Annotated in this window: 22 protein-coding genes and 1 riboswitch; of the genes, 6 read left to right on the plus strand and 16 right to left on the minus strand. The window is 42.7% G+C overall.

All coding sequences use genetic code 11. From position 1 onward, the window contains the following. Positions 1–8: 8 nt before the first annotated feature. From AC5FX4_RS16650 to AC5FX4_RS16715, 14 genes are all read right to left on the minus strand, one after another. Complete coding sequence (locus AC5FX4_RS16650; protein ID WP_493607443.1) at positions 9–1,493, minus strand: cobyric acid synthase; 1,485 nt, start codon at positions 1,491–1,493, stop codon at positions 9–11. A gap of 35 nt (positions 1,494–1,528) precedes the next feature. Beyond that, positions 1,529–2,518 carry a FecCD family ABC transporter permease gene (locus AC5FX4_RS16655; protein ID WP_493607444.1) on the minus strand — a complete coding sequence of 330 codons (990 nt, stop codon included), beginning with the start codon at positions 2,516–2,518 and terminating at the stop codon, positions 1,529–1,531. Further along, the gene (locus tag AC5FX4_RS16660) at positions 2,515–3,330 is read right to left on the minus strand and encodes an ABC transporter ATP-binding protein (RefSeq protein ID WP_493607445.1); all 816 of its coding nucleotides are present in this window, start codon (positions 3,328–3,330) and stop codon (positions 2,515–2,517) included. Before AC5FX4_RS16660 ends, AC5FX4_RS16655 begins: the two co-directional genes overlap by 4 nt. A gap of 143 nt (positions 3,331–3,473) precedes the next feature. Next, positions 3,474–3,599: riboswitch (cobalamin riboswitch) on the minus strand. 192 nt (positions 3,600–3,791) lie between these two features. Further along, a complete protein-coding gene (gene nqrM / locus AC5FX4_RS16665) occupies positions 3,792–4,004 on the minus strand; it encodes a (Na+)-NQR maturation NqrM (protein WP_476290324.1) in 213 nt (70 codons plus the stop codon). Positions 4,005–4,097: 93 nt separating this feature from the next. Next, positions 4,098–5,117: an FAD:protein FMN transferase gene (locus tag AC5FX4_RS16670; protein ID WP_493607446.1), complete on the minus strand. Its 1,020-nt coding sequence runs from the start codon at positions 5,115–5,117 to the stop codon at positions 4,098–4,100. 181 nt (positions 5,118–5,298) lie between these two features. Beyond that, the gene (nqrF, locus tag AC5FX4_RS16675) at positions 5,299–6,525 is read right to left on the minus strand and encodes an NADH:ubiquinone reductase (Na(+)-transporting) subunit F (RefSeq protein WP_493607447.1); all 1,227 of its coding nucleotides are present in this window, start codon (positions 6,523–6,525) and stop codon (positions 5,299–5,301) included. A gap of 19 nt (positions 6,526–6,544) precedes the next feature. Further along, a complete protein-coding gene (gene nqrE / locus AC5FX4_RS16680; protein WP_493607448.1) occupies positions 6,545–7,153 on the minus strand; it encodes an NADH:ubiquinone reductase (Na(+)-transporting) subunit E in 609 nt (202 codons plus the stop codon). 10 nt (positions 7,154–7,163) lie between these two features. Beyond that, a complete protein-coding gene (locus AC5FX4_RS16685; protein WP_493607449.1) occupies positions 7,164–7,796 on the minus strand; it encodes an NADH:ubiquinone reductase (Na(+)-transporting) subunit D in 633 nt (210 codons plus the stop codon). Further along, positions 7,796–8,542, minus strand: a complete 747-nt coding sequence (locus tag AC5FX4_RS16690) for a Na(+)-translocating NADH-quinone reductase subunit C (protein ID WP_493607450.1) — start codon at positions 8,540–8,542, stop codon at positions 7,796–7,798. The genes AC5FX4_RS16685 and AC5FX4_RS16690 overlap by 1 nt, the downstream gene beginning before the upstream one ends. Next, a complete protein-coding gene (locus AC5FX4_RS16695) occupies positions 8,535–9,734 on the minus strand; it encodes an NADH:ubiquinone reductase (Na(+)-transporting) subunit B (protein ID WP_493607451.1) in 1,200 nt (399 codons plus the stop codon). The genes AC5FX4_RS16690 and AC5FX4_RS16695 overlap by 8 nt, the downstream gene beginning before the upstream one ends. A 2-nt stretch (positions 9,735–9,736) precedes the next feature. Continuing rightward, positions 9,737–11,080, minus strand: coding sequence for a Na(+)-translocating NADH-quinone reductase subunit A (locus AC5FX4_RS16700; RefSeq protein WP_493607452.1), 1,344 nt, complete (start codon positions 11,078–11,080; stop codon positions 9,737–9,739). A 511-nt stretch (positions 11,081–11,591) separates the two neighbouring features. Beyond that, entirely contained in the window at positions 11,592–12,782 is a 1,191-nt protein-coding gene (gene fabV, locus AC5FX4_RS16705; protein WP_493607453.1) for an enoyl-ACP reductase FabV, read from the minus strand. Between the two features lie 70 nt (positions 12,783–12,852). Continuing rightward, the gene (locus tag AC5FX4_RS16710; protein WP_493607454.1) at positions 12,853–13,167 is read right to left on the minus strand and encodes a BolA family protein; all 315 of its coding nucleotides are present in this window, start codon (positions 13,165–13,167) and stop codon (positions 12,853–12,855) included. Positions 13,168–13,190: 23 nt separating this feature from the next. After that, entirely contained in the window at positions 13,191–13,808 is a 618-nt protein-coding gene (locus AC5FX4_RS16715; protein WP_493607455.1) for an alpha-ketoglutarate-dependent dioxygenase AlkB family protein, read from the minus strand. Between the two features lie 39 nt (positions 13,809–13,847). Between AC5FX4_RS16715 and AC5FX4_RS16720 the strand changes: the two genes are divergently transcribed. The 4 genes from AC5FX4_RS16720 to AC5FX4_RS16735 are packed head-to-tail and all read left to right on the plus strand — an operon-like array spanning position 13,848 to position 17,568. After that, entirely contained in the window at positions 13,848–14,993 is a 1,146-nt protein-coding gene (locus AC5FX4_RS16720; protein WP_493607456.1) for a methyltransferase, read from the plus strand. A 2-nt stretch (positions 14,994–14,995) separates the two neighbouring features. Continuing rightward, positions 14,996–15,544, plus strand: a complete 549-nt coding sequence (locus AC5FX4_RS16725) for a YajG family lipoprotein (protein ID WP_493607457.1) — start codon at positions 14,996–14,998, stop codon at positions 15,542–15,544. Positions 15,545–15,547: 3 nt separating this feature from the next. Further along, the gene (locus AC5FX4_RS16730; protein ID WP_493607458.1) at positions 15,548–16,171 is read left to right on the plus strand and encodes a peptidylprolyl isomerase; all 624 of its coding nucleotides are present in this window, start codon (positions 15,548–15,550) and stop codon (positions 16,169–16,171) included. A gap of 11 nt (positions 16,172–16,182) precedes the next feature. Continuing rightward, on the plus strand, positions 16,183–17,568 hold the full coding sequence (locus tag AC5FX4_RS16735) for an AmpG family muropeptide MFS transporter (RefSeq protein WP_493607459.1): 1,386 nt from the start codon (positions 16,183–16,185) through the stop codon (positions 17,566–17,568). A 76-nt stretch (positions 17,569–17,644) separates the two neighbouring features. Here the strand turns inward: AC5FX4_RS16735 and AC5FX4_RS16740 are convergent, their stop codons facing one another. Continuing rightward, positions 17,645–17,887 carry a helix-turn-helix domain-containing protein gene (locus AC5FX4_RS16740; protein WP_070983810.1) on the minus strand — a complete coding sequence of 81 codons (243 nt, stop codon included), beginning with the start codon at positions 17,885–17,887 and terminating at the stop codon, positions 17,645–17,647. A 590-nt stretch (positions 17,888–18,477) separates the two neighbouring features. Further along, positions 18,478–18,816, minus strand: a complete 339-nt coding sequence (gene erpA, locus AC5FX4_RS16745) for an iron-sulfur cluster insertion protein ErpA (RefSeq protein ID WP_493607460.1) — start codon at positions 18,814–18,816, stop codon at positions 18,478–18,480. A 184-nt stretch (positions 18,817–19,000) separates the two neighbouring features. Here erpA and AC5FX4_RS16750 point away from each other — a divergent pair, with 184 nt between their 5' ends. Both AC5FX4_RS16750 and AC5FX4_RS16755 read left to right on the plus strand, forming a co-directional pair. Next, complete coding sequence (locus AC5FX4_RS16750) at positions 19,001–20,683, plus strand: chloride channel protein (RefSeq protein ID WP_493607841.1); 1,683 nt, start codon at positions 19,001–19,003, stop codon at positions 20,681–20,683. Between the two features lie 10 nt (positions 20,684–20,693). Next, complete coding sequence (locus AC5FX4_RS16755) at positions 20,694–21,128, plus strand: CopD family protein (protein WP_493607461.1); 435 nt, start codon at positions 20,694–20,696, stop codon at positions 21,126–21,128. The last annotated feature ends 5 nt before the right edge of the window (positions 21,129–21,133 follow it).

Below are 21,133 nucleotides of genomic sequence, written 5' to 3' on the forward strand. Positions count from 1 at the left end.
ATATGCTCTTAAAGTCTTTGTTTCTTTTCAAATAACGCTAAGATAGCGTCAATATCTAAGTGTTGCTCACAGCTATCTGCAAGCCTGTTTAGCTGTTGCTCTCGATGTAACGTTAAGTCAAATGCAGGGGTATCAAATCGTCCGTTAGTTGCCCAATTAAGGATATGTTGTGACGCTTCTGAGGTATCAAATAAACCGTGTATATAAGTACCCACTATCTGATTATCCTCTGAAATAAAACCATCTTGCATTATCCCATTGGGATGTTCATGAAAGCGAACAAATGGCAGCTTAAGTGCTTGCCCTTCACTTATCCCACAGTGTATTTCATACCCTTCAATTGCGGTTTGAGCGTCGCCAAGTAGGCATGTTCCAGTCACTTGGGTTAGTGTTTTGTGCGCTGTTAGGGTCGTAACAAAATCGGCCAACCCCAACCCTGATATTTCTTGACGTGAAGATTCGATACAAAGCGGATCGTAAATCATCTGCCCCAACATTTGCAGGCCACCACATATACCCAATAACTTACCTCCAAAACGTAGATGACGATTGATTTCGTCAGCCCAAGACTCTGCTTTCAAAAAAGCCAAATCACCCAGCACATTTTTACTACCGGGGATAATGATCAGATCAGTGGCGCCGATCCGCTCCGTATGTTTTACATATCTTAAGTCAACATTGGGGTGTAATCGCAGACTATCAAAGTCGGTGTGATTACTAATATGCGGTAACAACAGCACGCTAACTTTTAGTTTTGCATCGGTTACATTGTTTTCTAGGGCAACCGCATCTTCAGCGTCTAAGTTAAGTGAATGCAAATAAGGCATAACGCCTAAAACGGGTTTGCCCGTTTTTTCTTCGAGCCAATCTAAGCCGGATTGCAACAGCCCGATATCACCGCGAAAACGATTAATCACAAACCCTTTTACCAAGCTTTGCTCATATTCACTCAGCAACATAAGCGTACCAACTAAGTGCGCAAATACGCCACCTTTATCAATGTCCGCAATGATGATTACCGGGCACTCAACCTCACAGGCAAACCCCATGTTGGCAATGTCATTCTCCCGCAAATTAATTTCAGCGGGGCTCCCAGCTCCCTCAACAACAATCGCGTCAAACTCATTCAGCAAACGTTGATGTGACTCTAACACGGCTTGCATCGCCACTTTTTTATAATCATGATACTTAGCCGCTTCCATATTGCTAATTGCCTTACCATGAATGATCACCTGTGCGCCAGTATCACTATTGGGTTTGAGTAAAATAGGATTAAAGTCGGTACTTAGCTCAACTTTGGCTGCGATTGCTTGTAGCGCTTGCGCACGGCCGATTTCTCCCCCACAGGGTGTTACCGCACTGTTTAGGGCCATATTTTGTGGTTTAAAAGGCGCTACTTTGATACCACGGCGCGCAAATACACGGCAAAGACCCGCAACTAGCGTACTTTTACCTGCATCTGACGTTGTACCCTGTACCATTAATGTCTTCAAAGTCATCCTCCCAATCCGTCAAAAGTCGAGTCACACTAGATGGCGCGTTTTCTTGTTACCAGCAAGGATAAAAAGAACACACTGCCAATGGCCGCTGTGATCACCCCTACTGGCAATTCTTGATTATTCAATATGGTACGAGCGAGTACATCGACCCATAACATAAACACGCCACCTGATATGGTGATACACATTAGCCCTTGTGTCGTCGCCTGAGAAATAAAAAATCGCACCATGTGTGGGATCATTAACCCTACAAACCCCACTCCGCCACAAGAAGCGACCAATACCGCAGTCACCAAAGAACTCATCAGTAACATGCCAAGTCTTACTCTGTTAACGTTGATACCCAAGGTAATCGCACTTTCATCTCCAAGCAGTAACGCATTTAACACACGACGATAAAGCAACACCACGAGTAGGCTTCCAATCACTACAAAACAGGGTAACCAAAGCCATTGCCATTGCGCACGGCTGAAACTGCCTAAAGTCCAAAAAACAATCGCACTGATCGCCTGCGGATCACTCCAATACAAAAGTAAGCTTGTACAGGCACTAAATAAGAATGATAGAGCAACACCAGCAAGCAGCATTGACTCCACCTGCCTACTTGCTTGGCTTTTCGCGATGAGCAATAGCATGAGCATAGCGGCAAGACTCCCTAAAAAGGCAGCCCCCGATAGCCAGAGCCCGGCTTGCACACCAGTCAATGCGAATAACAACACCACACCGAATGAAGCACCAGAAGAAACGCCAAATAGGTAAGGATCGGCTAATGGATTGCGGGTTACTGTTTGTAAAATAAGCCCAGCCAGCGCCAAGCCACAACCAGCGAAAAACGCTAAGATTGCACGTGGTAACCGCAATTCAATAATAACCTTATGGCCCAGCTGGTTGTCCGAGTATGCAAAAAGCGCTTGTGCCACATCGGATAAAGCGATGGGGATTGCACCTAAACTTAATGCTCCCATGAAGCTAACCGCTACCGCTGCGCCCAAAAGGGCAATGAAAGTCAAACGGCTCATTGAATATATCCGTAGTGATAACGAATATGCGGCACTAGACGTGTATTGTCTTTTGAACTTGGGACATTGGTGACCTCAGCACAAACACCAAACACATCACTCAATAATTGAGGCGTTAGTACTTCGGCGGGCGCGCCTTGCGCTACCAATTGCCCAGCTTTGAGCACAAGTAATCTATCGCTCATCGCTGACGCTAAATTTAAATCGTGAAACGAAGCCAAAACACTAATGCCCAAAGATTTAGCTAACTCCATAATTTGAATTTGATACTTCACATCAAGGTGGCTCGTGGGTTCATCCATGATGAGTAGCACTGGCTGTTGCACCATAGCTCGCGCAATCATCACTCGCTGCTTTTCTCCGCCAGATAATGAAGTGAATACTTGCTTAGACTTACCACTTAACCCCACTTTCTCAATTGCGGCAGCAACTAAATCACGGTCTTTTTGACCTAACGAGGAAAAAAGTGATTTGTGAGGTGTGAGCCCCATTGCAACGACATCATAGGTATCAAGGTTAAATTGCTCAGGCACATCTTGCAGCACAACGGCGACTTGCTTGGCATACGCTAAGCGAGAGTAACCTTCTAAGGCTTCACCACTGAGTGATATTGAACCATGACTTGGCTGTACGTACCTGTAAAGACACCTTAATAATGACGACTTACCCGCTCCATTCGGGCCGAGCAAACCAACAAATTCACCACACTTTACATCAAAGCTGATGTTGCTGAGGATCGTGGCTTGGTTTATCGTCAGTCCAAGGTGTTGAACTTGCAACATCGATGGTTTTTTTTCCAATGATTTTGTCATGTGGACCTTATGCTAACAACAGACATAATAGTGATACCTATCCGCTTAACTAAGCGGTTCAGTATTAACACAGGCAATAGACGCACGTACACTTACAGAGTACTCAATGGAAGAGAATTGGCTGTGACTCAAAGTACGCCCGCTTAGAGTTAATTTGCTAGTCTTGGTATCTGACTTTGGCTGCTTTACGCGCGCCTTCACAGTTGCGGGGACAGTTGAGTATTTGCAACTCATTCCCAAGATTTCCTAACAAGGATATGACGGCTATTATGCTGTCTAGATGGCTAGAATACAACTTCTGTAAAAACTGCATGAACGTAACGTCACAAGAAGACGATCGCGTAATTTGCTGCGCCATCGTGAACAGGCCAATTAAGACTGCGTTATCATAGTTAGATTTTGAAACAGGTAGCGATCAAAAATGCGAGCCTTAGCTCGCATTTCAATGCTGGAGAAAATCATTATAAGATTTGATTTTCTTTCCAAGCTTGTTCTTTTGCCATACGCTTTTTGCGTCGATCGCATGGGTCATCACAATCACATGCTTTTTCAACCCCTACAGCGCCTAAGCCACCACAACTACTTGCCATTGATTTCTTCTGCACAATCACACCGACAGCCATCGCAGCAATAATCAAAATAAGTAAACCAAAAGTAAGAAGAAATAGCGACATCGTATGGGCCCCTTTAAGGTGATAATTGGCCCCACTACTTGAGGGCCAACGACGGTTTTAATCACCTCGCATTATAGCGCGGTTATTCGCCGCTCACAAATATGGTTTGAAGGCATCACTGGCATACGTTTTTAGCCCTTCTGGTGACTTACTGATCAAGTAAACCGCAAGATTATGCTCCTGCGCATACGCTTTCGCTCGTTCTGTACCCATCACTGTTAATGCCGTTGCTAAGCCATCCGCAGTCATCGCTGAAGGGTGTAAAACCGTAACGGATACCAGTTCGTGTTTTACTGGCATACCTGTTGCGGGATCAATCAAATGGGTGAAGGTTTCACCATCCATTTCATAAAAAATACGATAATCACCCGATGTCGCAATACCCGTACTACCCAGTTGAAGTTCTCTATGTGATTGTCGCATTCCCATTGGTGCATCAGGTTGTTCAATGGCAATGATCCATGGTACATCGTTTGGTTTCGAGCCAGACACTCGCAGTTCTCCACCAATTTCAACCATGTAATCAGTGATACCCAACTCCTCGAGTAAAGACGCTACTTTATCAATACCAAATCCCTTCGCCGTTGATGAAAAAGACACTTCAAGTCCATCGACTGTTTTAGCCAGCCCTTGCTCGTTTAAGATGAGTTTATCAACACCAATACGACTGATCATATCATCCAATTGCGCTTGTGAAGGACGCTTCGTGGGGCGCTTATCTGGGCCAAAACCCCACAAGTCAATTAGTGGCCCCATGGTCACATCAAGGGTTTTTGTCGACTTACCAAGACGGATAGACTCCGCAACAACGTCTCTAAAATCGTCGCTGATGGCCATAAACTGGCCATGAGGCAGACTATTAAAGCGATTTATCTCTGAGTCTTTCACCCAAGGAGACATCGACTGATTCACGCCCACAAGCGTGTCATCAATTTGCGTTTGCAGCTGCTCCGCGGTTATCTCTGGGTTTTGGGGAAAAACTTTAATGTTATAAGTTGTGCCCATTGTTTTACCATGGAGCACCAATGCCTGCGGTTGTTCATTAGATACGCGATCACATCCTACGATACACAAAGCCAAAAAGATAAAAAATGGCACAAATATGCGTTTCATGTTCCCTTCCTTAAAGAGTCATTTTTAAAATACACTTTCAATACCATTGTCATTTAGTCCCATAAAATGACGCTATTTAGTACTAAAACGCTTACATACATAATAAAAAACCCCAAGACTTATAAGCCTTGGGGTTTGAATATCATCGCAAAACTAAGTTTTGGATCATCGCTAAAACTTATTAGCCACCGAAGTCATCTAGTAAGATGTTTTCGTCTTCTACACCTAAGTCTTTAAGCATGTTGATTACAGCCGCGTTCATCATTGGAGGACCACACATGTAGAACTCACAATCTTCTGGTGCTTCATGATCTTTTAAGTAGTTTTCATAAAGTACGTTATGGATGAAGCCTGTGTAACCTTCCCAGTTATCCTCTGGTTGTGGATCTGACAATGCTGTGTGCCATACGAAGTTATCGTTCTCTGCCGCTAGGCCGTCGAAGTCTTCTACGTAGAACATTTCACGCTTAGAACGTGCACCATACCAGAAAGACATCTTACGCTTAGAGTTAAGACGCTTAAGTTGGTCGAAAATGTGTGAACGCATTGGCGCCATACCAGCACCACCACCGACGAATACCATTTCTGCATCTGTGTCTTTAGCGAAGAACTCACCAAATGGACCAGAAATAGTTACCTTATCACCTTCTTTAAGTGACCAAATGTACGATGACATTTTACCACATGGAAGCGTTAGGTTGTTTGGCGGCGGAGTCGCAATACGTACGTTAAGCATGATAATGCCAAACTCTTCTGGGTAGTTCGCCATTGAGTATGCACGAATTGTTTCATCATCTACTTTAGACTCTAGATTGAAAAAGCCAAAACGCTCCCAATCTGGGCGATATTCAGCTGGAATATCATAATCTGCGTACTTAACGTGGTGCGCTGGCGCTTCGATCTGAATATAACCACCGGCACGGAAAGGCACTGACTCGCCATCAGGAATAGCTAGCTTAAGCTCCTTGATGAAAGTTGCTTTGTTATCGTTAGAGATAACCGTACATTCCCACTTTTTAACACCGAAAATTGATTCTTCTAGTTCAATTTCCATGTCATTTTTAACGTTTACCTGACACGCTAGACGACAACCCTCGCGAGCTTCACCTTTAGAGATGTGATCAAGTTCAGTCGGTAAAATATCGCCACCACCAGATTTAATATGTACGCGACACTGGCCACATGAGCCACCACCACCACATGCTGATGATACGAAAATACCTGAATTAGCTAGTGCACCAAGTAACTTGCTACCAGCTGATGTGGTGATAGCTTTTTCAGGATCACCGTTAATTCCAATTGTGATGTCACCGCTAGATACGAGCTTAGATTTAGCGGCAATAATCACTAAAACTAAAACTACAACGATAGCAATGAACATCCCTACGCCTAAATATACCTCAAGCATGATTTTTCCTCGCTACCTATTACAGTGAAATACCAGAGAATGACATAAAGCCAAAGCCCATCAAACCTACAGTGATAAAGGTAATACCTAAACCACGTAAACCATCTGGCACATCTGCGTATTTCATTTTCTCACGGATACCAGCAAGTAAAACAATTGCCAGTGCCCAACCCACACCAGAGCCAATACCATAAACAACCGACTCACCAAAGTTAAGGTTACGCTCAACCATGAATGATACTGCACCGAAAATCGCACAGTTTACGGTAATAAGTGGTAAGAAGATGCCCAGTGCGTTGTATAGCGCAGGGAAAAACTTATCTAATGCCATTTCTAGAATTTGTACTAGCGCAGCGATAACACCAATGAAAGTCAAGAAGCGCAAGAAGCTTAAGTCAGCTTCAGGGAAACCTAACCACTCAAGTGCACCTGGCGCTAAAATAGCGTAATACACTAGGTTGTTCACAGGTACTGATACACCTAGTACGAAAATTACTGCAATACCTAGGCCTAAAGAAGTTGTTACTTTCTTAGATACCGCAAGGAAAGTACACATACCTAAGAAGAAAGATAATGCTAAGTTTTCAATGAAAACCGCTTTAACGAATAAGCTAATATATTGTTCCATCTCTCTCCCCTTATGCCTTCGCTTCTACTTGGTCTTTTTTGAAAGTACGAAGTACCCAAATAAACATACCAACTAAGAAGAATGAACTGAATGGCATAACTAGTAGACCCATTGGACGGTACCAACCACCTTCAGAAACAAGTGGTAAGATTTCAACACCAAATAGAGTACCTGAGCCGAACAATTCACGTACGAAACCGATAGTTAGAAGTACAACAGAATAACCTAAACCATTGCCGATACCATCAAGGAATGACATTGTTGGTGGTGACTTCATTGCATACGCTTCTGCACGACCCATTACGATACAGTTAGTAATGATCAGACCAATGAACGTTGATAACTCTTTAGCCGTTGAGTAAACAACCGCTTGTAAAATTTGGTCTACAACAATTACCAATGACGCGATGATAGTCATCTGTACGATGATACGCACACTTGAAGGGATCTGATTACGGATCAATGAGATAAAAAAGCTTGAAAACGCGGTTACCAAAGTCAAAGCAATTGACATGATAAGTGCATTTTTAAGGCTTGATGTTACTGCCAGTGCAGAACAAATACCCAGTACCTGTAGGGCAATTGGGTTGTTCGCAAGGACAGGGCCAAACAAGACTTCTTTCATTTCTTTAGTATTAGCCATTAGTTCAATGCTCCTTTACGTACGTTCGCAAGGAATGGACCAAAGCCTTTATTGCTAGTCCAAAAATCGATTGTGTTATCTACACCTTTCGAAGTTAGCGTTGCACCAGACAAGCCATCAACTTTATGTTTGTTGTCGCCAGCTGAACCTTTTACCAAATCGATAGGAAGTTCTTTACCAGCCCAAGTAGCAGTCCACTTAGGGTTTTCGATTTCACCACCAAGACCTGCAGTTTCTTTGTGCTTGTAGAACTGAATAGCCTTAATTGTTTCGCCATCGCTGTCTAACGCTAAGAAGCCAAACATGACACCCCAAAGGCCGTAACCTTGGATAGGAAGAACAACTGTTGACACTTTTCCGTTGTCGCCTTTTACAAGGTACACAGGTGAGTTATTTGTCATACGTTGAATGCCTGCTTTATCGTCCTCTTTTGATAATGCAAAGCTACGCGCTGCGTCATACTTTGTCATTTCAAAATCGAAAGAAAGCGGGTCAACATCAACAAATTCACCTGACTTCATGTTAATAACACGCGCTTCGATATTCTTATCAAAGGTTGCTTTAACGTCAGTGACATTGTTAAAGCCAGCAGCTGTCAAAATGTTACGCTGAATGTCTTTCGTCTTATTCGCGTTTTGTAGTGGACGCAATTGTACTGCCGCAACAGAAACAACAATCGCACATACCAAACATAGACCAACAACAACGCTTAATGTTTTGCCGATAGATTCATTGTTACTAGACACGTGCTAATCTCCTCTTAATATTTGACTGCACTACAAAGTGGTCGAATAGTGGAGCAAATAAGTTAGCGAATAGAATTGCTAACATCATGCCTTCTGGGTATGCCGGGTTAAGAACACGAATTAGAACAACCATCACACCAATCAATGCACCGTATGCAAACTTACCTTTATTGGTGAAAGATGCAGACACTGGATCTGTCGCCATAAAGAACATACCAAATGCAAAGCCACCAACCACTAAGTGCCAGTACCAAGGCATAGCAAATGCGGCGTTTGATTCTGAACCTAACATGTTAAATAAACTCGCCATTGCAACCATGCCTAGGAATACACCTAGCACGATACGCCATGAAGCAATACGTACATACATTAGGAAGAAACCACCGATCATCAGCGCTAGAGTTGAAGTTTCACCCATTGAACCTTGAACGAAGCCGTAGAAAGCATCCCACCAAAGAACCATGTTATTGAAATCTAATACACCTTGCGAAGCTTGACCTAAGTATGTTGCGCCAGAGAATGAATCGACTGCCGTCCATACTGTGTCGCCTGAAATATTTGCAGGGTATGCGAAGAATAAGAAAGCACGACCAGCAAGTGCAGGGTTTAAGAAGTTACGACCTGTACCACCAAATACTTCTTTCGCAACAACTACGCCAAAGGTAATACCTAGAGCAGCTTGCCAAAGAGGAATTGTCGCAGGCAGGATCAATGCAAACAGAACGGAAGTTACGAAGAAACCTTCATTTACTTCGTGCTTACGGATTGATGCAAATAGTACTTCCCAGAAACCACCAACAGCGAACACTGTGGCGTATACAGGTAGGAAGAAGCATGCACCATAGAACATCTTAGCGCCCCAACCAGCTTGTGCTGTCAGTTCACCGCCAAGAGCTTGGAAAATAGCTACTTGCCATGTATTTGCTAGTTCAAAACCGTTACCAAGTGCAATAGCTGCTTGGTGACCGATGTTAAACATACCAAAGAACATCGCAGGGAACGTTGCCATCCACACTAAAATCATAATACGTTTTAGGTCGATGTTATCACGTACGTGAGTTGCCCCTTTGTTTACATAACCAGGCGTATAGAAAATAGTCGCTACAGCTTCATACAGCGCATACCATTTTTCATGTTTACCGCCAGGCTCAAAGTGAGGTTCAATGTCTTCTAAAAATTTCTTTAAGGCCATTTTTAACCTTCCTTCTCGATAGTAGTCAGGCAATCACGCAGGATTGAACCGTACTCATACTTACCAGGACATACGAAGGTACATAGCGCTAAATCTTCTTCATCTAGCTCTAATGCGCCTAACGATATCGCACTGTCTAAATCACGTGAAATTAAGTCACGTAGCAGTGGTGTTGGTAAGATATCGAGTGGCATAACACGCTCATAGTTACCGATTGGTACCATTGCACGCTTAGAACCACCCGTAGACGTTGTCATCTTGAACAAACGGCTAGGCGCTAAGTGTGAAATGAATGTACGTGTTACTGAGAACTTGTCACTACCTGGTGCGATCCAGCCAAATAGCTCTTTTTCGCGACCTTCAAGTAAAACTGATACTTGAACATGGTAGCGACCTAGGTAAGCGTGAGGTCCAGTTGCTGTTTTACCAGCTAACACAGAGCCAGAAATGACTCGGTTATCACCTTCTTCAAGCTCGCCTGCAACTAAATCTGTTAGCGACGCACCTACTTGAGTTCTTACTAAGCGAGGGTTCTTAACGCGCGGGCCAGCTAATGCAACCACACGGTCAGAGCTAATTTCACCAGTTAGGAATAGCTGACCAAAAGCAATCACATCTTGATAACCTAAGTGCCATACCTGCTTATCAGCAGAAACTGGATCTAGGTGATGAATGTGAGTACCTACTAGGCCCGCAGGGTGAACACCTGCAAACTCATGCACTTCTACTTGAGAAAGTGATGAACTTGGCACTTTGCTACCTGCTTTCTTACAAACAAATACCTTACCGTCAGTCAGACGTGATACCACTGCAAGACCAGCTTCAAATGCTTCCACATTTTCAGCAATAATCACAGCAGGATCAGCCGCTAGCGGGTTAGTATCGATTGCAGTCACAAAGATAGAACTTGGTGTTGCATCTAACGCAGCTACTTTACTAAAAGGACGTGCTCTTAGCGCAGGCCACTGACCTGATTCAACAAGCACTTCTTTCACTTTATCACGCTCTAAACCACCTAAATCAGCAGCCGAAAACTTGTCAAAAGTGATTTGCTCATTGCCTTGTACTTCAATCACAACGGATTGCAATACACGCTTAGCACCACGGTTGATTTCTTTAACCACACCAGAAGCTGGTGCAGTAAACTTGACGCCTGGGTTCTTCTTGTCTTCAAAAAGAACTTGGCCTTTTTTGACTTGGTCATCCACACGAACATGCATGGTAGGACGCATACCAATAAACTCTTCGCCTAAGACAGCAACTCGTTTGACAGCAGAACCATCATGAATCACTTGCTGAGGCGCGCCCTCTATGGGTAAGTCCAGACCTTTTTTTATGTTGATCATACGCACTTGCATTACATTAACGGAAAGAAATTGAAAAATCTTTAGTCACCACAACGCTTGCTGCCTCATATTTTTTTAGGTATCAAAGAGCCACCTGCTCGAATATCGAGACAAGCGTTGAAGTTGTGTTCTCACATATTTCTGTGATTTTAACATTAATCCCCCCGACTATGCGAGGGGAATTACAAAATTAATATGCCTTTCATTGGCTTTAGTGCCAGTTAATGAAAGCAGTATAGACTAAAGTATCACAATAGAAAGGCGCATCTTAGACAGGTCAAATCAGTTCACCGTATAAAAAGGTGAAATCCTTGTTTTAGAATCGAAGCGTTTATCGTTTGCCAATAATACAGATTAATTCCAATGTTTATTTCTCTCGTAAACAGACCCTATCACTTGAAACAATTACAGCATGGGCAAGAAATAAAAAACGGCTAATTGTTCACGCATAGTACCTGCTCAATTAGCCGCTCAATTAAGTACTTAAACAAGCTTCAAGCTTGCTAAGCTATTAAATCAGATTGTTGATTTTCACATCTGGGTTAACGTCTTGTTCGTAATCTAAGCCTTCAATACCAAAACCGAATAAACGCAAGAATTCATTGTGATAGCCAACGTAATCAGTCAATTCATCAATGGTTTCAGTTTTTACTGTGTCCCAAATATGTTGAACACGAGACTGAACATCGTCTTCAAGCTCTTTGTAATTTTGGAACAGATGGCCACCATCATCGAAGCGCGGCGTTTCGCCGTAAAGGTTTTCACGGAACAAGGCGTCAATCTGCTCGATTGTACCTTCATATGTACCGTCCGCTTTCATCACTTTAAATAGTGCAGAGATATAAAGTGGCATGATTGGAATGGCTGAACTTGCCTGTGTTACCACCGCATTTAACGAAGAAACATAAGCTTCGCCATTTAGTGCCGCTGTTGACTCCTTAATGGCAGCCGTTGCACGGTCCAAATCCTCTTTCGCTTTACCAATTGTGGCGTGACCATAAATAGGCCACGTTAATTCTTTACCTATGTATGTGTATGCGGTTGTTTTAAAGTTTTCGGCAAGTACATCTGCTTGCTTCAACGCATCAATCCACAGCTCCCAATCTTCACCGCCCATGACTTTTACCGTGTTGGCAATTTCGTCTTCATTGGCTGCTTCTACCGTCACCGAGTCAATTTCGCGCTTCGACGTATTTAAGTTTTTAGTCGTAATATCGCTACCAATTGGCTTTAACGTAGATGAGTACACTTCACCTGTTTTAGGGTCAGTACGACGCGGAGACGCCAAGCTGTATACCACTAGGTCGATTTTGCCCATTTCAGCTTTAATCGTATCAATTGTTTTTTGCTTGATTTCGTCCGAGAATGCATCGCCGTTGATATTTTTTGACCAAAGCCCCGCTTCTTCCGCTGCTCGTTGGAATTCTGCCGTGTTGTACCAACCTGCAGACGCGGTTTTTTTCTCGCTTCCTTCTTTTTCAAAGAAAATACCGAGCGTGTTTGCGCCAGCGCCGAATGCGGCAGTAATGCGTGATGCTAAGCCATAACCCGTAGATGAGCCAATAACAAGTACATTCTTTGGACCGTTAGCAAGTGGGCCCTGTGCTTTAACGTAAGCAATTTGTTCTTGTACGTGTGCCGCACAACCAGCTGGATGTGCATTGGTACAAATAAAACCACGAATTTTCGGTTTAACGACCATAATTATTCCTATAATTTTTCAAAAACTGACATAGTTTAATGGTTGATCAGGAAAACACAGATCTGATCAGCTAATTATCTAACTTAGAGCCGCCTAAACATTTCGGTGAGTCAGGCGTACTTCCTTCTCTGTCGCTGAATTCTTCAGGGGTATATGCATGAATAGATAATGCATGAATGTGATGAGCAAGCTCGTCTTTCAATACATCATTGATTTTTCGATGACGTTGCAAAAGCCTTTTACCAATAAACTCTTCGCTGACAATTATCACCTTAAAGTGAGACTCTTCACCACGACTATGCATATGGCTTTCATTAACCACATTAAGATGTTTACAACTAATGGCATTTGCCAGCTTGTCGTGAATTTGTTCTTGCATCGACATGCTAACCCCTTCATTTAAATTTATTAATGGCCGCTACTATACGCTTTTGTTGAGGCTTGACCAACCGTTCTAAAGGTTAAATTAATGCGACCACCTGTGACTTTGGTTTGCGCAGGTAATGCATGTAGGTATTGTAATTGACTTTGTCCATGCATTAATAAGCAACTGCCGCTTTCTAACAATAGCTCGTACTGCTGCCCACTCACTTTGTGCTTAATCTTAAATTTGCGTGCTGCACCTAGGGAAATAGAAACAATACAAGGCTCTATACCTAGCTCAGCCTCATCGTCACTATGCCAACCCATTTTGTCATGCCCATTGCGGTACCAATTGGCAAGTAGCGCATTAAATTCGCAGCCGTACGCCATTTGCAGGCGTTTACGCATAGCCAGCAACACATCAGGCCATGGTGAGTTATCTAATATTTTCTGTGAATAACCGTACGCCACATTACTATCAGCAATAAAACATTGCTTACGAGGAATGGGGTGTGATTTACCAAACACTTGAATACTCGGCTGCTGCCAATCCAGATTCGCCACTAAAAAATCATACAGTGCAATGCTTTTCGATAAGCTCATCACTTGAGGGGAATAGTCAAACCCACTAGGTAAGAGCTGTTTGGGCTGAGCCAATGTCATGATACCATTTACCTATTCACTACTTGTTACTTTATATATATGACAACTGATGCGTTATTAGGTGGCTGTGCCCTTACTTTACACCGTTTTCCTCTAGAACAAAAAAATCGCAGTCTACAAGCATGGGATGCAGCAGATGAGTACCTGATTGAGTATGTTCAAGAACATCATAACCAAGCCCAGCATGTATTGGTACTTAATGACAGCTTTGGTGCACTCACTTGCAGTTTGCTGGCGCACAATAACGAAAGTACTCATATCTCTCACAGCAATGACTCTTTTGTAAGCCAACAGGCATGCAAATATAATCTAGAAGAAAACCAGTTACCGAGTACACGGGTAAGTTATCTGGACAGCCTAGCTACTTTACCCGACGGTATTGACCTTATATTGCTCAAAGTACCTAAAAATGCTGGCTTTTTGCAGTACCAGCTATCGCAACTCAGCCACTTACCCGCAGATATAACTATTATTGCGGCTGGTAAAGCAAAAGAGATCCATACTTCAACATTGAAAAGCTTTAGTCACTTTGTGAGCGAACCGAGCACGAGTCTCGCGGTGAAAAAAGCACGTTTGATATTTTCTCAAACCACGGGAAAACCGGTAGACAGTAAATTTCCTATAAGTTGGGCCCTGGAAAAAAGTGAATTTACACTCACCAACCACGCTAACGTATTTTCTAGAGATTCATTAGATATCGGCGCTCGATTTTTCATGAATTACCTACCACAAGGTAAAAAACCCATGAAAATAGTCGATTTAGGATGCGGTAATGGTGTTATCGGCTTGCATACACTCAGCAAAATGCCCAATGCTCAAGTCACCTTTGTTGATGAATCAGCGATGGCGGTCGCCAGTGCCAAGCTCAATATCGAACAAAACTTACCCGAAGCAAGCGAGCGCTGTGAATTTATACAAAACGACTGTTTAACGGACTTCACGTCAGGTTCAGTTGATCTGGTGTTATGTAACCCTCCATTCCATCAAGCGCAGGCTATTACCGACCATATAGCGTGGCAGATGTTTGCACAAGCAAAGCATGTGTTAAAAAAAGGGGGAGAGTTGAGGATCATTGGTAATCGTCACCTTGACTATCAAGACAAACTCAATCGCTTATTTGGAAATTGTAAAGTTATTGGAAATAATAAAAAATTCATTGTGTTAAGCGCAACGAGAAGAGGCTAAAAATGAGAATTATCTCCTTATTAATATTATTGTTACTTAATGGATGTGCCACATCACCCAAAGCGGTGATTTTAAATCCCAGTTACTCAGGCACAAGTGTGAGCCAGATAAATGCATCGTTACACCTGCTAGTTGAAGATAATAGAACTAGTAATTTCACGATTCGAGTTGTAGATCAGGAACCGGCACTTTACCTGCCTGATGCTGCACTTCCACTGCTTGTTGATAAAGCATTTCAACAAGCTTTGTTAGCAAACAGTGCAAACATCTCTCCACATGCAACAAACAAAGTTGTCCTGCATATCGACGAGTTTGTTGCAACAGTAAGCGAATCAATGACAAAGCATCAGAGCCACGCCAAGGCAAAACTTCGTATTGAAGTCAGCAACGGCGGCCGTCACTTTGAAAAAAGCTATAACGCAAAATCACACTTGAGTGGCCCACTCAAACATGAGCAAGCTAAAATTGAAGGTCAACTCAATAATTTGACTGAGCTTTTGATCACTCGCATTGTGTCAGATAAAGAACTGATTGAATTTTTACAGGGATAAAAAATGAAAAATATTGTCGTTTACTTGTCACTTCTATTGCTTTCTTGTCATGCCTTTAGCGCTAATAAGGAAGGCAGTTTTGTTCAAAAAGATAACTTATTTCCCCGAGTGAAAATGGTCACCAGTAAAGGCGATATCATCATTGAGCTTGACCGTTCGCGCGCGCCTATTACCGTCAATAATTTTCTTACTTATGTGATCAATGGCGACTACAAAGGCTCAGTATTTCACCGCGTCGAGCGAGACGAAGCCAATGAGACAGACTTTGTCATTCAAGGAGGCGGCTATGATAAAGAGTACGACGGCATGTTTGAGCGTGCCCCTATCTTTAACGAAAGTGGTAATGGCCTAAAAAACGATATGTACTCAGTCGCTATGGCATATCAAGACAATAAACCTCACTCTGGCACACGTCAGTTCTTTTTTAATATGAACGATAACGACCATTTAAATCCGGGCAGAGATTGGGGCTTTGCGGTTTTTGGTAACGTAGTTGAAGGCTTTGAAACGCTAGATAAAATTATGCAAGTTGAAACGGGCTATAACAGCAAACTCGGCTATACCTTTATTCCGAAAACGCCAGTTATCATCTTTGATGTAAGCATGCTCGAAGCACCTAAACTTTAATAAGGCCTATCATGATCCTTAAAGCCAGTTTGCGCGAATATTTGAGTTACTATACTGACCGACGCCTAGTCACCATTTTTATGTTGGGGATCAGCAGTGGTTTCCCTTGGGTCTTGATAGGCTCAGTGATGTCAGCATGGCTGAAAGATGAAGGCCTAAGCCGTAGCATGATTGGTTTGTTTGGTATTGTGTTTGCTGCTTACACAGTGAACTTTTTATGGTCGCCCTTGCTTGACAGGATCAAGCTTCCTTTGCTCGAAAAGTTACTCGGACAACGACGTAGTTGGATTGCTCTTTGTCAGTTCATCACAGCTTGCGCAACCTTGTTAATGTCCACAATAGTGCTTAAAGAACAACTATTTACCGCTGCATTATTGTGCTTTGTCATTGCTATTGCATCCGCCACCCACGATATTGCCATAGACGCTTTTCGTATTGACTCTCTCCCTGAAAACGAAAGTGAGAAAGCCACCGCAGCTGCGGCAATGGCCACATCGGGTTGGTGGACAGGATATGCGCTATTCGGCGCTTTACCCTTCTTTTTAGCCGATCTACCCAGCTTTAATTGGCCAGGTATCTATGTGATATTAGCGTGTATCATGGCCTCACTGATAGTCGTCACTCTTTTAGCTAAAGAGCCGCAATCAAATAGAGAGGTAGTGCAAGCACAACTAGAGCAAGCTTACCAAGCTAAGCTTGCAGATTTAGCGCCAGGAAGACTCAGCCAACTCACCGCTTGGCTTGCTGTTACACTCGTTGAGCCATTTAGAAGCTTTTTTAGAAAGAATGGCGTTAAAACCGCCCTAGCCCTACTTGCATTCGTGTTTTTATTTAAAATCGGTGAGTCATTTTTAGCCCGAATGTCCATCGTGTTTTATAAAGAAGTCGGCTTTAGTAACAGTCAAATTGCCCAATACTCTAAGCTTGGAACTGGCGTGATCACCATTGTTTTCGCTTTCCTAGGCAGTATTTTTAATCATAAATATGGCATTGTGAAAGGGTTATTTGTCAGTGGATTGGCGATGGCAGCATCCAATTTAATGTTTTCTTGGATAGCAATAGCCGGCCCCAAAGAGCATTTATATGCCATGGCAATCGTCGTGGATGGTTTTACTCAAGCATGGTCCTTAGTCGCCATGGTGGCCTTTATTTCCATGCTCTGTGATCGCGCATTTAGTGCAACCCATTACGCACTACTAGCATCACTCAGCAGTTTAGGAAGAACGGTTATTTCCAGCTACAGCGGTGTGGTTATTGATGATTGGTTGAATGGGAACTGGGCTGTGTTTTTCGCAATCACGGCACTGATGGTATTGCCCTCATTGACATTTTTATATCTCATACGACACAAGCTATATGCAATAGAAGCGACTTATCATAGCAACACAGGCAAGTAGTTAAATCTTAGAATTGAGTGACTGATAAAAAAAGAATGGAGGTGCAAATCCTTGCACCTTGATGCTAACAAGCAGCTTACTGCTCGTCTTTCAATAAATGAAGACCTTCATATGGGTCTACTTCTAATGCTTCGCAGTAACGTAAGAATTCAATCACATCTAAACGACGTTCTTGGTTTTCAATTTTACCGATAAAAGAATGCGGTGTACCCAATACTTGAGCAAGGCTACGCATTGTATGACCTTTTTCATGACGCTTAGACTTAAGCCACTTAGTTAGCTTACCGTTCTCTTCTGAAGAAACAGTTTTTCCCATCATATTAAACATCTCCTACTCGATGATAATTAATAAAACATTGAACGAAATATGCCCGTCTCGTTCAAGTTGCTAAGATTGTATACTATAGCTTTTGAAAGTATCTACTTTCTTTGTTCCTATGTACCCAATTAGGTATAGCCTAAAATTCTTTTAACACCTAATTAAAATTTCACTTATTTTTCAGTTTTCGTATAAGTGACAGAACCCTTTAACTTTAACAAAAATTTTATAAAATGTACCACTTTTAATAATAAATTATTTTTCTTTAAAAAATATATAGTTACAGATAAGATTAACATATCAACCATAACCTAGGCTGAATATTAATGATTAGATTGCTGTTTTTATTACCAATTTTACTCTGCTTCGCTTGGTATTGCCTTTTACGCACTAATAAAGTCCCAATTCGCCAAGGTAAGCGTGGATTTATCTACATTTTAGCTTTTAGCACCTTCGTATTAGGCTTTTTCGCGTTGATGATTTTTGTTACTCAACATTAGTTGAAGCTTACAAAAAGACTATGACATGCATAAGAGATGGGCGTAAAAAAGCCACAGCAGAGTGTGGCTTTTTTCTTTAATAAGGTGTGATCAAACGCTAAAACTTGCACCACATCCACACGTTGTCGTGGCATTTGGGTTATTAACAAAAAAGCGTGCGCCTTCTAGACCTTCTGTGTAATCTACCACACCGTCGATGAGGTATTGAATACTCATTGGATCAACAACCATAGTGACACCATTTTTTTCAATTTCCAGATCACCTGGGTTTACTTTTTCATCAAACGTAAAACCATACTGAAAACCAGAGCAGCCACCACCGGTGACGTATACGCGCAACTTAAGGTCTGGGTTTTCTTCCTCGGCGATAAGCTCTTTCACTCTATTGGCTGCCGCATCACTAAATTGAATCGGTAACTGTTCAGACATACTCACAAACTCTTGACCATTTAATGTCGCGATTATCTAATACCTGAGTGTTTTAATCAAGTATAGTTCTTGTCGCCTCTTGGTCAGATTTATCGCTTCAACCTCACTTATCTATGCGTTTATTAAGGACGGTATGACATTTTTTTGATAAACTTAAGTCCTTATTATGACTTGGAAATCAAACATGTCGCTGGATACATTAAGGCGCCGTCTCGCAAAACCAAAAACCTCCGTACAACTATGCTTACTCGGCGTTGCGGCGGGCTTAATTGCGGCTGTTTTAATTATTCTATTTCGCCTCACCATTAGCTTAGTTCAAGGGTTTTTCTTAGAAACTCCCGATGACTTTTCAACCTTATCGCAAATTGAACGTGTTATTTTTCCCGTTGTTGCCGCACTAATGATTGCTGTGTTCGCTGATTTAACCGGCTTTAAGCACTACCGACTCGGCATTCCTTTTGTGATCCACCGTATAAAACATCATTACGGACAAATGCCAATTTGGAATACTGCCAACCAATTTTTTGGCGGCGCGGTCGCCTTGATCAGCGGTTTTTCCGTTGGTCGTGAAGGCCCTTCAGTACACATGGGGGCAACTGGGGCAAGCATTCTAGCCGAGCGATTACACTTGCCTCTTAACGCGGCAAGAACCTTAGCTGGCTGTGGTGTCGCAGCGGGTATTGCTGCGTCATTTAATACCCCTCTCGCGGCTGTTATATTTGTGATGGAGGTGGTATTACGTGAATACAAAGTCCACATATTTGTACCTATCATGCTTGCTGCCGTGACAGGTGCGCTGGCGACACAGTTTGTGTTTGGTCACGACAGTGAACTCGCTTTGATCAGTATCGCCACATTGAGCTTTTGGCATTACCCGTACTTGATTTTATGTGGTGCGGTGCTTGGGGCGATTGCCTTTGCCTTTAATCAAAATTTAATGGTTGTCATTAAAACCTTTAAATCCGTCAATATGTTTCCTCGCTTATTATTGGCAGGACTTATCGCTGGTTTTATAGGTTATCTTGTGCCAGAAGCAATGGGCTCAGGCATGAGTGCGATTCGTTTAGCGGTGGAATCGCCCGATAATATGCAGCTGCTCACGACGGTTCTTATCGCAAAATTGTTAGCCACTTTATTCGCCATTGGCTTAGGGATCCCAGGCGGCCTGATCGGTCCAGTGATTGGGTTAGGCGTTGTGATGGGCACGCTGATGGCATTTTTTGCGCAGTTTATTTCTCCGGGCACTGATGTGAGTGGCACTTATGGCGTATTAGGGATGGCGGGCTTACTAGCCGCGACATTACACGCGCCACTTGCCGCACTGACTGCCGTCATGGAGCTGACTTCAAATCCAAAAATTATTGTGCCTGCCATGCTTGTCATCTCTGCCGCGTATATTACCGCACTGCAGGTTTTTGGAAACCGCTCAATATTCTTGCAACAGCTTGATTTTCAAGGACTGCCCTATCAGGTTTCGCCAGCCAGTGAGGCCCTGCAAAAAGTGGGGATAATGGAAGAAATGGATGAAAACTTTAAGCTCTTATATTCCAGTGACAAAGAGCAAATAAAAGAAACACTGGGTGCAGTAAACAGTCAAACGCCATTGATCGTATATGATGAAGACAACGGCTACCGTCTTGCTGAATATGACTTGAGTTTGATGAGCGATCAAAGTGTTGGTATATCTTATATCCCATTAGAGGGATTGAGCAGCCAAGCAACGCTTTCAGACGCCTTTGATATTTTAAAAGATAAGCGTAGCGGTGCCGTCTATGTGTTTAACCAAAAAGATAATCAACAAATTATGGGTATACTGAGGTGGGACCAAATTCGCCACATATTGACCATTCGCAACAGCTTACTTTAACGGGGATGTTATGAGCGCACTTTTAATTTATAAGGCACTGCATGTTTTTTTCATGATTGCCTGGTTTGCAGGGATTTTTTATTTACCGCGCCTATTTGTCTATCACGCGCTGACTGAAGAGAAGTCTTGCAGCGCGATGCTAAAAATTATGGAAAGGCGATTACTCTATTTTGTTACACCATTTGCGCTGTTTACGCTGCTCTTTGGTGTCCTGACCATTTATGAATATGGTCGTGAATGGTTCCGCCATAGCATGTGGCTGCACTATAAATTTGTGCTCGTGATTATACTTTATATCTACCATGGCTATTGCTTTAAACTACTTGCTGACTTTAAACATGACCGTAACAAACGCAGCGATCGTTTTTACCGCTATTTTAACGAGTTTCCAGTACTACTTTTATTAGCCATTGTGATGCTCGCAATACTCAAACCTAATCTATAACTATG

This window comes from Pseudoalteromonas sp. ATL1 (assembly GCF_058933015.1).